The sequence below is a fragment of the Cupriavidus sp. HPC(L) genome (assembly GCF_000307735.3).
Taxonomy (GTDB): Bacteria; Pseudomonadota; Gammaproteobacteria; order Burkholderiales; family Burkholderiaceae; genus Cupriavidus.
Genome location: NZ_AMPR02000433.1, coordinates 20,881 through 33,061 on the forward strand (window position 1 = coordinate 20,881; position 12,181 = coordinate 33,061).

Here is a 12,181-nt window from a genome sequence, read left to right on the forward strand (position 1 = left end):
GGCTTCGCCCGCCTGTCCCCGTTCCGCGACTACCATGCCCAGCTACCCGACGTTTCGCTTCCAGGACCAGGACCTGATCCGCATCGGTGACGACCACGACGCGCTGCTGCTCGCGCCGCGGGCCGGTGGCCGCCTGGTGCGCTGGATCCATCGCGGCGCCGACATCCTGTTCTGGCCGGACCACGCCGACTGGTCGCGCCCGGCCAAGATCCGCGGCGGCAATCCGCTGCTGTTTCCCTTTATCGGCCGCCATTTCGTCGACGGCGAAGCAGGCAAATGGCGCGATGCCGGCGGCGTGGTACGGACGATGCCGCAGCACGGTTTCGCACGCGACCTGCCGTTCGAGATCGAGCACTGCAATCCGGCGCGGTCGATCACGATGGTGCTGACCGATTCCGAAGCGACGCGCGACGCCTATCCGTTTTCGTTCCGCTTCGAGGCAAGCTACCGGCTGCTGGAAGACGGACTCGAAGTCACGTTGGCGGTGCGCAATACCGGCCGGGAGCCGCTGCCCTTCTATGCGGGCCACCACTTCTATTTCGCCGTGCCTCACGAATTGCGCGGCCAATGCCGGCTGACGATGCCGCCGGCCGAATGGCTACGGCAGCGCCCCGATGGCAGCCTGACCGCGGCCGAGCCCGGCGAAGCGGTCTACGCACTGGACGACCCGCGCTTGCAGGACACCTTCCACCGCTTGCATGCGCCCGTGGCCGGCGCGTGCCAGCTGGCGATTCCGTCAAGCGATGGCGGCGGCACGGGCCGCGCCATCCGGATCGATCTCGATGCCAACGGAAGGACGGTCCCCTGGCAAGCCGTGACGACCTGGAGCGAACGCGAGGATTCGGACTTCTATTGCGTCGAGCCGTGGCTGGCCTTGCCCGACGCGATTCATCGGCCCGGCGAAACGCTGTGGGTTGCGCCAGGCGACCGCACCGAGGCGGTTTGCCGGCTGCTTCCCACCTAGCCGCCTTGCGCGCGCAGCCGGATCGCGCATAAAATGGCCGCCTCGCGCGGGCGTCGTATAATGGCTATTACCTTGGCTTCCCAAGCCAAAGACGTGGGTTCGATTCCCATCGCCCGCTCCACCCTTCCCTCCTGCAGTTCCTTCCGGTTGTATGAGCGCCTGTCGGTGTTCTCTCGCGATGCCGGCCGTTTCCCCGAATAACGCAGTGCCCCGATCAGCGATCGCATCGCCCGCGACGACTGGCGGCGACTCGGATAGTAGGGGTGGTAGCCGGGAAACATCGCCGTCCTCGGGACGCTGACCGCGCGCCGCCCGGTGCGCCACCTCGGAGCCCGCCTCCCACGCTACCGCGGCCTGCCTGCGCTGATCCATTGCTCGACCTGTCGCAGGGTCAGGCGATAGCGCGCGCAATTATGAAGGTCCAGGCTGCGAAGCTCCGCATCGAGCAGGGTTCGGAAGACCTCGCTTTGGTCTTGCTGCAGCGACATGGCGGCGATCGCCTCCTCAGCGGTTTGGCGCTCCCGTACCACGCGGCCGATCGCCTCGTTCAAGGCTTCGCGGAACTGCAGCCGCACAGGGTCGGGAACGCCCATCGCTTCCAGCATCACGGCGTATTTCCGGATCGAACGCCGGTAAGCCCATTCGAACAGGTCAGCGGCCAAGGCGACGTTGCGGTGTTCGTAGACGCCCATCATGGCCCACGCGTAGTCGCGCACCTCGATATCGAGGAACGACAGCGGCGCACAGTTGTAGAGCATCAACGGAATGTTGGCGGACAGCCGGCTGGTGCGCTTGTTGCCGTCCTCGAACGGCTGCAGGTAGGCGAGATTGACCCACAGGAAGAACGAGGCTTCGACGGGGTTCTTGATGCTTCGGGCCTTCTCGATGATCTGGCCCAGCATCTCTTCGAGCAGGTTCGGCACCTGGGCCGGCAAATAGGTCGTGTCGGTGATATTGACCACCTTGCGACGAATGCCGCCGAGTCCGCTGGCGTCCGCCAGCAGGTCGCGCATCAGGATGGCATGCACGTTTCGGACGAGCACCGTGGTCAACCCATACTCGGGCACCGCATCGACCATGAATTCGATGGCGGCTTTGTGATTGAGCAGCATGACCGCATCGAGGTCGCCGTCCGTGATCCCGCTCTTGAAGAGCTGCTCCGTGGCCAGCAGCGAATAGCGGTTGCCTTCGAGCCTCGACGACGCCCAGGACAGATCGATCAGCAGCGGTTCCAGCACCTTGCGCGCATAGGTGCCGGCAGGCTGCTGGCCGCTCATCCGGCCTTCCTCTGCCAGCGCGGCCGCCAGTCTCGGAGGCAGCAACGTGCTGACGTTGGGCACATAGGCGTCGACGAACGATCGATCGTAGGTGACCGGCTCTCGCATGCCCAAGGGAAGCGACAGTATCGCCAGGATCGCCTGGCTTTCGTCGGACCACGCCGGTCCGAGACGGTTCGCGGGCCGCGGCGCCACCGTCGCGACCGGCTGGCCGCCCTCGGCAAGGCGATATCGCGTGGCGCGTGACCGCCCCTCGCGCACCACCTGGCCGTCTCGGACGAGCGCGTCGAGTTGACGCTTGACCGTGGTCCAGCTGGCCCGGACTTTACTTTTAAGTTCGGTAGAGCTGAGCCATGGGGCGTTCGTACGGCTTTGCTGTTGAAGTGCAGCAAGAACCTCATCTCTGACTGTCATTGGCCTCGTCCGGGCAGTTTTGGCCCATTCTAGCTCATTGCAGCTCATTTCCAGCTCGTTCCAGCTCATTGCAGCCCATTTGGGCCCGTTGCAGCTCATTGCACCCATTCCAGCGCTGAAAGACAGGCCACACCGCAGACCGAAAGTATCGTCCCGGGACAAACAGCGGCGCGGCTATTGCGCCGGTACGCCTGCGGTAAAATGGCGCCCCTGACGAACGTATCCTCTGGCCGCCGCTCTCGCCCTGTTCGGTGAATCGCCCGGCGGCCTTTTTGTTGCCATGCTTCCCGACGAATCCACCCCTACCCTGCCCGACGACGAGATGTCCGGCACTGCCGGCGAACCGAGCGGCCACGCGCAGGACCCCGCCGCCAATGTCGCCCATCCGCGCCGCATCCGCTCCTTCGTGCGCCGGGCGGGGCGGACCTCGACCGGCCAGCAGCGCGCCATCGACGAGCTGGGCCCACGCTTCGTGGTGCCCTACACCGGCCAGCCGCTGGACTGGCAGGCGGCGTTCGGGCGAGAAGCGCCATCGATCCTGGAGATCGGTTTCGGCATGGGCGAGACGACGGCGCATATCGCGCAGCTGCGGCCGCAGGACAACTTCCTCGGCTGCGAGGTGCACGAGCCGGGCGTGGGGGCGCTGCTCAAGCTGATCGGCGAGCGCGGCCTCGGCAATATCCGGATCCTGCAGCACGACGCGGTCGAAGTGGTGGCCCACATGCTGACCGAGGAGAGCCTGGACGGCGTGCACATCTTCTTCCCCGATCCGTGGCACAAGAAGCGCCACAACAAGCGTCGGCTGGTGCAGCCGCCGCTGGTCAAGCTGCTGGCGAGCCGTTTGAAGTCCGGCGGCTATCTGCACTGTGCGACCGACTGGGAGGAGTACGCGCACCAGATGGTCGAGGTGCTGTCGGGCGAGCCGACGCTGACCAATACCTCGGATACGCCGGGTGGCTTTGCCGAACGGCCCGACTACCGGCCGGTGACCAAGTTCGAGCGCCGCGGGCTACGGCTTGGGCACGGCGTCTGGGATGTGGTGTTCCGCAAGCGGGGATGAGCGGAGGCTGAAGGACAGCTGCCCTGACCTTCAGGCGACCTATTGCGTTCTCCCTCTCCCCCTCATGGGGGAGAGGGTTGGGGAGAGGGAGGTGGTTTCAAACCATGCCGGCATGACCACCGCCGCATGCCCTCTCCCCCCGCCCCTCTGTCGCAAGCGGGAGAGGGGAGCAAACCACGCGGCAAAACGTTCAACCGTGCCAGGCCACGATGCCCAGCTGCGCGGTCGCCAGCACCAGCACGCCGAACACGATCCGGTACCAGGCGAACGGCTTGAAGTCGTGCGTCGCGACGAATCGCAGCAGCCAGCGCACGCACAGGAAGGCCGACAGGAAGGCGAACACGAAGCCGATCGCGAACACGCCGATGTCGTCGGCCGACAGCAGATCGCGCGCCTTGTACAGTTCGTAGACGCTGGCGCCGAAGATCACCGGGATCGCCAGGAAGAACGAGAACTCGGTCGCGACCTGGCGCGACAGTCCGAACAGCATGCCCCCGATGATGGTGGCGCCCGAGCGCGAGGTGCCCGGCACCAGCGCGAAGCACTGCGCGATGCCGACCTTCAGCGCATCGCGCCAGTTCATGTCGTCGACCGATTCGATGCGCGGCGCACTGGCCTTGGCCGCCTCCAGCAGCGCATTGCCTTGCGGATGCGACACCTGCCCGCGCCGGCTTTCGCGCCATTCGGCCAGCAGGATCACCAGTCCGCCGACGATGAACGCCGTCGCCACCGTGATCGGGTTGAACAGATAGGCCTTGATCCATTTGCCGAGCAGGAAGGCCAGCACGATCGCCGGCACCGTCGCGATGATCACGTTGATCGCGAAACGCTGCGCGCGCGGCTCGGTCGCGAGCCCGCCGACGACGTCGACGATGCGCCGGCGGAATTCCCAGCACACGGCCAGGATCGCGCCGAACTGGATCACGATCTCGAAGATCTTGCCCTTCTCGTCGTTGAAGTTCAGCAGCTCGCCGGCCAGGATCAGGTGCCCGGTGCTGGAGATCGGGAGAAACTCGGTCAGTCCTTCGACGATGCCGAGGATCAGGGCTTTGAGGGCGATGGCGATATCCATGCGATAGCGGACGATTGAAGCGATTCAGGGACAAGGCGCCCGCCGGCCGGCGCATTGGCGCAGCCACACGGGCACGCGTTGATGGCGTTGTTGACAGCGTCGATTCCAGGGGACGACCCAGGGCGGCACGACCATGCCGCCCCGCGAAGGCCGGGCGAACGCCGGCCCCGCATCGAATATTGTTCTTGCTGCTACTGCCGGTTGATCTTGACGTTGATGCCGTCCGGCAGCACGGTGATTGTACCGGGCTCGACACGCGAGCCGCCGAACTTGAGCTCGTCGGGCTTGAACGTATAGAGCGGATAGTCCTGCAGCAGCTGCTCGGCCAGAATGCCGCCGACCGCGTTCAGCTGACGCGAGTATTGCTGCGGCAGCCCGGCCACGTCGAACTGCTTGACCTCGGGATCCTGCAGCACCACGGACTTCGTCGCCGGGTCGTAGCGCAGCGCGCTGTCGAGGGCGAAGCGCCCCTTCATTGCCTCGCGGAAGAACAGCCGGTTATCCAGCGTGGCGTCGAACGCGATGCTGACGCGATTGCGCTGCGGATCGAGCACCAGTTGCGGGTTGGCCAGCTGGATGTCGAACAGCTGCATGTAGCGCTGGCTGAACGGAAACTTGCGCTCGAGCGCGGACTGCAGCTGGCTCTGCGAAAAGGTGTATTCGTTGCCGACCCAGCCGCAGCCGGCCAGCCAGGCGAGCGACACGGTCAGCGCGGCGGTGCCGCAGGCCGCCAGCCAGCGCCGGCGAGAAATCGTGGCCATCCACTGTTCTCCAGGTTCGGTCAGGCGCCGCGGGCCAATGCCGGCGCGGTCGCGACCTCAAGTTGCGTCAGCCAGTGCAGCGCCGCCTCGCGCGATTCGCCGCACATCTCGGCCGAGGGCCGCAGGCCGCCACAGAAGGCAGGCCGCTCCGGGCGGCCGAACACGGCGCAGCGCATGTCGGGCAGCAACTGCGCGCACGGTACGCCGGCCGGCTTGCCCCGCGGCATGCCCGGCAGCGGCGAGGCGATCGACGGCGCGATACAGCAGGCGCCGCAACCGGCACGGCAGGAAACGTCAGACTGGCAGGACATCGCAATGGTTCAGAACGGCCTGGCGGAGGCGATCGCCCGGCGCCAAAGCCGCCATTGTGCACCACCGCCCGGCTGTGGCCTGTGTTCCGGCCCACATCCGGGCGCCGCGCTTGACCGCTCCCGGGCGTGCACACTACATTACTGACCCATCGGTTATTTATTTCGCCGCCCGTCCTGGCGCGGCGCTCCCCTGCAGTGAATCCACCCCAAGTCCGACGCCTCGACGCCACCGCTGGTGCCAACACCGGGCCCAACGACGGCGCCCCCGAAGCGCGGCGCTGGTCGCGCCGCAAATCCGCCCGTCCGCAGGAGCTGGTGGCGGCGGCGCTCGAACTGTTCGTCGAGCGCGGCTACGCGGCCACGCGGCTGGAAGACGTCGCCGCGGCGGCCGGGGTATCGAAGGGCACGGTCTATCTGTACTTCGCCAACAAGAAGGAACTGTTCAAGACCGTGGTGCGCGAGAACCTGGTGCCGGCGCTGGTGCGCGGCACCGATCTGGTGGACACCTACGAGGGTTCGACCCCGGAGCTGCTGCGCGAGCTGCTGCGCGGCTGGTGGGGACTGATCGGCGCGACGCCGGTGGCCGGCCTGACCAAGCTGATCATGGCGGAATCGGCCAACTTCCCCGATATCGCGCGCTTCTACCACGAGGAGGTGATGGTGCCCGGCGACGAGCTGTTCGCGCGCGTGCTGGCGCGTGGCGTCGCCCGCGGCGAGTTCCGCTCGCTGCCGGCCAACCCGACCACCACGCTGATCTGCGCGCCGCTGGTTTTCCTGATGCTGTGGCAGCGCGCGTTCCGCATCGGCTCGGACGTCGACATCGATCCGGAGGCGTTTCTGGACAACCTGCTGCAGGTGCTGCTGTTCGGCGTGACCGCCGGCGCCGCGCGCGATACGCCGCTGCCGCCGCAGGCCGGTCCCTACGTCTGGGAACAGATCCGCGACGAGATGCAGGAACAAGCCCGTCTGCAAGGCGACGCTCGCGTCGACGGATCGCCGCACGATACCGTGCGCCAGCCCGTGCGTGCAGTGCGGGCAAACGGCCGCCCCACCCCGGCGGCCACTCCCGAACCGAAACCGAAGCGCCGCCGGACCGGCCGCGCCCCTGACGATGAAGATTTCGCGTAACAAGCTGCTGCTCGTGGTGTTGGGCCTGGCCGTGCTGGTCGGCGCCGGCGCGATGGTGCGGAAGGCCAGCGGCAGCAAGCAGCCCCCTGCAGCGGTGGCCCCTGCCCCGGCGGCCAACGTGATCGAGCTGCTGCAGGCCGACGTGGTCGCCGCCGCGGCGCACGACCTGCGCGTGACGCTGCCGCTGTCGGGCAGCCTGCGCGCGCTGAACCAGGCCGCGGTCAAGGCCAAGGTCTCGGGCGAGGTCCGCGACGTGCTGGTGCGCGAAGGCGAACCGGTGCGCGCGGGCCAGGTGATCGTGCGCATCGATCCGACCGAATACCAGGCCAAGGTCACGCAGGCGCGCGGGCAGATGCTGGCCCAGCGCGGGCAGTACGAGAACGCGCGCCAGACATACGAGCGCAATCGCGACCTGGTCGGACGCGGCTTCATCTCGAAGACCGCCTTCGACAAGTTCCAGTCCGAGCTCGACGTGGCCAAGGCCAATCTCGATGCGGCCGAGGGCGGGCTGGCGGTCGCACAGAAGGCGCTGACCGACACCGTGGTCAAGTCGCCGCTGGACGGCATGGTCGCCGTGCGCTCGGTGCAGCCGGGCGAGAAGGTGTCGCCGGACACCGCGCTGCTGGAGGTGGTCGACCTGCGCGTCCTCGAACTGGAGGCGCCGGTGCCGATGGCCGATGTCGGCCGCGTGGCGATCGGCCAGCCGGTCCAGCTTGAGGTCGAGGGCGCGGGCCGCTTCGAGGGCAAGCTGGTGCGGATCAACCCGGCCGTCACGCAGGGCACGCGCAGCATCATGGTCTACGTGCGCGTCGACAATCCCGAGCACCGGCTGCGCGCCGGCATGTTCGCGCAGGGCGGCCTGGTACTGGGACAGCGCGCCGGCGTGGTATCGGTGCCGATCACCGCGGTGCGCACCGAGGGCGAGCGCGCGTTCGTCTATGTGATCGAGAACGGCGTGCTGGCCGAGCGGCCGGTGCAGCTTGGCATCCGCGACGACAGCACCGGGCTGGTCGAGATCGCCGGCGGCCTGGCGAGCGGCGCGCAGGTCGTGCGCAGCAACCTCGGCACCTTGCGGGTCGGCAGTCAGGTTCGCCTGACCAAGGCCTGAACGAGCGGAGCGCCCGATATGTGGTTCACGCGTCTGTCGATCCGCAACCCGGTGATGGCCACGATGATGATGATGGCCTTCATCGTGATCGGGCTGTTTTCGTACCAGCGGCTGCCGGTCGACCAGTTCCCGGACATCACCTTCCCGATCGTCGTGGTGCAGACCGAATATCCGGGCGCGCCGCCCGAGTCGGTCGAGTCCGATGTCACGCGCAAGGTCGAGGAGATCGTCAATACGATTTCGGGCATCGACGAGATCTTCTCGCACTCGTACCAGGGCACCTCGGTCGTCGTGATCAAGTTCGACCTGTCGGTCGACGTGGCGCAGGCCGCCCAGGACGTGCGCGACAAGATCGCGCTGATCCGGCCGCAGTTCCGCGACGAGGTCGAGGAACCGCGCGTGCTGCGCTACGACCCGTCGGACGCGCCGATCTTCCATCTGTCGGTCTCGAACGCGCCCGGCTCCGCGCGCAGCCAGCGCGAACTGACCACCATCGCGGACCAGATCGTGCGCAAACGGCTGGAGACGGTGCGCGGCGTCGGCGCGATCAGCATCGTCGGCGGCACCAAGCGCGAGATCGAGATCCGGATCCGCCCGGCGCAGCTGGAGGCGCTGGGCATCGGTGTCGACCAGGTGATGACCGCGATCCGCAACGAGAACCAGGAGCTGCCCGCGGGCGAGCTGCGTTCGTCGGCGACCGAGACCGTGGTGCAGATCAAGGGCCGTGTGGTGGATCCGGCCGCGTTCAGGCAGATCATCGTCGCGCGCCGGGGCAATCAGCCGGTCACGCTCGAGCAGGTGGCCGAGGTCCGCGACGGCGAACAGGAACAGGAAAGCCTGGCCCTGCTCGGCGGCAAGCGCGCGCTGTTCCTGTCGGTGGTCAAGGCGCAGGGGCAGAACACCGTCGATACCGTCGACGGCCTGGTGCGCATGACCGACGAGGTGCGCAAGCTGGTGCCGGCCGGCGTGCAGCTGACCGTGATCAACGACAGCGCGCGCGGCATCCGCCGCAGCGTCGACGAGGTCCGCTCGACGCTGCTCGAGGGTGCGTTCCTGACGGTGGCGATCGTCTTCCTGTTCCTCGGCTCGTGGCGCAGCACGGTGATCACCGGGCTGACGCTGCCGATCGCGCTGATCGGCACCTTCGGCGTGATGTACCTGTTCGGCTTCACGCTGAACGTGATCACGCTGATGGCGCTGTCGCTGTGCGTCGGCCTGCTGATCGACGATGCCATCGTGGTGCGCGAGAACATCGTGCGGCACAACCTGATGGGCAAGAACCACCGCGCCGCGGCGCTGGACGGCACCGAGGAGATCGGCCTGGCGGTGCTGGCGACGACGTTCTCGATCGTCGCGGTGTTCCTGCCGGTCGGCTTCATGGGCGGCATCATCGGCCGCTTCTTCCATCAGTTCGGCATCACCGTGGTCGCCGCGGTGATGATCTCGATGTTCGTGTCGTTCACGCTGGACCCGATGCTGTCGTCGGTCTGGCACGACCCGGACCTGCACGGCACCGGCAACAAGCGCAGCTGGTACGGCCGCAGCATCGGCCGGCTGCTGGACTGGTTCTCGGCGCGGATGGACGCGCTCGGCCACGGCTATGGCGCAATGCTGGGCTGGGCGCTGAAGCACCGGCTGGCGACCGCGCTGATCGCCGTGGCGACCTTCTTCGGCAGCTTCGCGCTGGTGCCGCTGATCGGCACCGAGTTCGTACCGAACGCCGACCTCGGCGAGACGCAGATCGGCTTCACCACGCCGGTCGGCACCGCGCTCGAGGTCACCGAGGCCAAGGTGCGGCAAGTCGAGGCCGCGCTGCGCGAATTCCCCGAGGTCGCCTACACCTACGCGACCATCAATGCGGGCAACACTTCGGGCCGCAACAACGCGCTGGTGTCGGTGCGGCTGGTCGACCGCAAGCAGCGCGAGCGGACCACCACGCAGCTCAATCCCTTGATCCGCGAGCGGATGAACCGCATCGCCGGCATCACGCTGACGATGGTTGGCATGCCCGATGGCGCCGGCGGGCAGAAGGCGATCCAGGTCTCGCTGCAGGGCGACGACCTGGGTGAACTGAAGCGGCTGTCCGAGGAGGCATCGCGCCGGATGCGGGCGATCCCCGGGCTGGTCGATCTCGATTCGAGCATGAAGGACGACCGTCCCACGGTCGAGGTGCGGATCCGCCGCGAGCTGGCCTCGGACCTGGGCATCGGCATCACGCAGATCGGCAATGCGCTGCGGCCACTGCTGGCCGGCGATGCGATCAGCAGCTGGCGCGCGCCGGACGACGAGAACTACGACGTGCGCGTGCGGCTGCCGAAGGACGCGCGCACTGGCATGGCGGACCTGTCGGCGCTGATGATCGCCAGCACGCAGACCAACCCCGACGGCTCGCCGCGGATGGTGCCGCTGCGCCAGATCGCCGAGCTGGTGCCGACCACCGGGGCCAACCAGATCAGCCGGCGCGACCTGAACCGCGAGGTCGAACTGACGGCCAATACCGCCGGACGGTCACAGGGAGAGGTCGCGCGCGACATCCAGCACGCGCTCGACGGCATGACCTGGCCGGTCGGCTACAAGTACCGCTTCGGCGGCTCGACCAAGTCGATGAACGAATCGTTCGGCTATGCGGTGTCGGCGCTCGCGCTGGCGGTGATCTTCATCTACATGATCCTCGCCTCGCAGTTCGCCAGCTTCTTCCAGCCGGTCGCCATCATGACGTCGCTGCCGCTGACGCTGATCGGCGTGTTCGCGGCGCTGCTGCTGTTCGGCTCGACGCTGAACATGTTCTCGATCATCGGCTTCATCATGCTGATGGGCCTGGTGACCAAGAACGCGATCCTGCTGGTCGACTTCGCCAATCAGGCGCGGCGCGGCGAGCACGGCAAGGCACCGCTGTCGCGCGAGGCGGCGCTGGTCGAGGCGGCCCGCGTGCGGCTGCGCCCGATCCTGATGACCACGCTGGCGATGATCTTCGGCATGGTGCCGCTGGCCTTCAGCCTCGGCGAAGGCGCCGAGCAGCGCGCCCCGATGGGACAGACGGTGATCGGCGGCATCATCACCTCGTCGATCCTGACGCTGGTGGTGGTGCCGGTGATTTACACCTACCTGGACGACTTTGGCGGCTGGCTGGCGCGGCGCTGGCGGGGCAAGGCGGCGGGGGACGTACCCCAGGGCGAAGCCGGAGCGGCGGCTCCCGCGGGTCAGGACCCGTCGGCGGACGCTGCCCTGCCGGCCTCCCGCCGGCCCGCGAGCGCGGAATGACGATCCGACGCACCGGCGCCAGGCGCCCCGCCCCCCGCTCCGGTCGGATGCCCCGGCGTCACGCCGGGGAGTTAAAATGTCGGGTTTGACGGAATTCCCCGGCCCCTGCACCGCGCGGCCGGAATACGAAACAGATAGCGGTTGGCATAGCAAGGAAGGCAAGATGGACCTCGAAAAAGCCCGATTCAACATGATCGAACAGCAGATCCGGCCCTGGGACGTGCTGGATCAGGAAATCCTCGACCTGCTGGCCGTGGTCAAGCGCGAGCAGTTCGTGCCCGCGGCGTACCAGGCGCTGGCCTTCGTCGATACGGAAATCCCGCTGCCGGGCGGCCAGAACATGCTGGCACCGCGCGTCGAGGCCCGCGTGCTGCAGGAACTGGGCGTGCGCAAGCACGAGAACGTGCTGGAGATCGGCGCCGGTTCCGGCTACATGGCCGCGCTGCTGGCCCATCGCGCCCGCCACGTGCTGACCGTGGACATCCGCCCCGAACTGGCCGCGCTGGCGCGCGAGAACCTGGCCAAGGCCGGCATCGTCAACGTCGAGGTCGCCGAGGGCAATGCCGCCGACGGCTGGCCCGCCGGCGCCCCCTACGACGTGATCTGCATCTCCGGCTCGCTGCCGGCGGTGCCCGAGGCGATGCTGTCGCAGATCAAGGTCGGCGGCCGCATCGCCGCCTTCGTCGGCACGCTGCCGGTGATGGAGGCGCAGCTGATCACGCGCGTGTCGGACACCGAATACCAGACCGTCAATCTGTTCGAGACCGCGGTCGCCCCGCTGACCGGCATCAAGCCGCCGTCGCGCTTCCAGTTCTGAACCGGAAA

Annotated in this window: 10 protein-coding genes and 1 tRNA gene; 7 read left to right on the forward strand and 4 right to left on the reverse strand. The window is 67.6% G+C overall.

All coding sequences use genetic code 11. The features are described 5' to 3' along the window. Positions 1-34 precede the first annotated feature (34 nt). Together B551_RS20525 and B551_RS20530 are read left to right on the forward strand one after the other, a co-directional pair. Positions 35-964, forward strand: a complete 930-nt coding sequence (locus B551_RS20525) for an aldose 1-epimerase (RefSeq protein ID WP_006577486.1) — start codon at positions 35-37, stop codon at positions 962-964. A 46-nt stretch (positions 965-1,010) separates the two neighbouring features. Then, positions 1,011-1,085, forward strand: a tRNA-Gly gene (locus B551_RS20530). 223 nt (positions 1,086-1,308) lie between these two features. Here B551_RS20530 and B551_RS20535 read toward each other — a convergent pair. After that, complete coding sequence (locus tag B551_RS20535) at positions 1,309-2,724, reverse strand: Fic family protein (protein WP_253281385.1); 1,416 nt, start codon at positions 2,722-2,724, stop codon at positions 1,309-1,311. Between the two features lie 211 nt (positions 2,725-2,935). Here B551_RS20535 and trmB point away from each other — a divergent pair, with 211 nt between their 5' ends. Further along, positions 2,936-3,715 (forward strand): tRNA (guanosine(46)-N7)-methyltransferase TrmB, encoded by a 780-nt coding sequence (trmB, locus tag B551_RS20540; RefSeq protein WP_006577488.1) that lies wholly within the window; start codon positions 2,936-2,938, stop codon positions 3,713-3,715. Between the two features lie 190 nt (positions 3,716-3,905). On the opposite strand, the gene B551_RS20545 is transcribed toward trmB, so the two are convergent. The 3 genes from B551_RS20545 to B551_RS20555 form a co-directional block, all read right to left on the reverse strand. Then, positions 3,906-4,787 carry an undecaprenyl-diphosphate phosphatase gene (locus B551_RS20545; protein ID WP_006576557.1) on the reverse strand — a complete coding sequence of 294 codons (882 nt, stop codon included), beginning with the start codon at positions 4,785-4,787 and terminating at the stop codon, positions 3,906-3,908. 191 nt (positions 4,788-4,978) lie between these two features. Next, on the reverse strand, positions 4,979-5,548 hold the full coding sequence (locus B551_RS20550; RefSeq protein ID WP_006576558.1) for a DUF1439 domain-containing protein: 570 nt from the start codon (positions 5,546-5,548) through the stop codon (positions 4,979-4,981). 20 nt (positions 5,549-5,568) lie between these two features. Continuing rightward, positions 5,569-5,859, reverse strand: coding sequence for a YkgJ family cysteine cluster protein (locus B551_RS20555; RefSeq protein ID WP_006576559.1), 291 nt, complete (start codon positions 5,857-5,859; stop codon positions 5,569-5,571). Positions 5,860-6,054: 195 nt separating this feature from the next. On the opposite strand from B551_RS20555, the gene B551_RS20560 reads away from it, so the two are divergent. From B551_RS20560 to B551_RS20575, 4 genes are all read left to right on the forward strand, one after another. Continuing rightward, positions 6,055-6,987: a TetR/AcrR family transcriptional regulator gene (locus tag B551_RS20560; protein ID WP_023264910.1), complete on the forward strand. Its 933-nt coding sequence runs from the start codon at positions 6,055-6,057 to the stop codon at positions 6,985-6,987. 52 nt (positions 6,988-7,039) lie between these two features. Further along, a complete protein-coding gene (locus B551_RS20565) occupies positions 7,040-8,095 on the forward strand; it encodes an efflux RND transporter periplasmic adaptor subunit (RefSeq protein WP_006576561.1) in 1,056 nt (351 codons plus the stop codon). Between the two features lie 18 nt (positions 8,096-8,113). Beyond that, entirely contained in the window at positions 8,114-11,356 is a 3,243-nt protein-coding gene (locus tag B551_RS20570; protein ID WP_023264912.1) for an efflux RND transporter permease subunit, read from the forward strand. A 163-nt stretch (positions 11,357-11,519) separates the two neighbouring features. Further along, positions 11,520-12,173: a protein-L-isoaspartate O-methyltransferase gene (locus B551_RS20575; protein ID WP_006579502.1), complete on the forward strand. Its 654-nt coding sequence runs from the start codon at positions 11,520-11,522 to the stop codon at positions 12,171-12,173. The last annotated feature ends 8 nt before the right edge of the window (positions 12,174-12,181 follow it).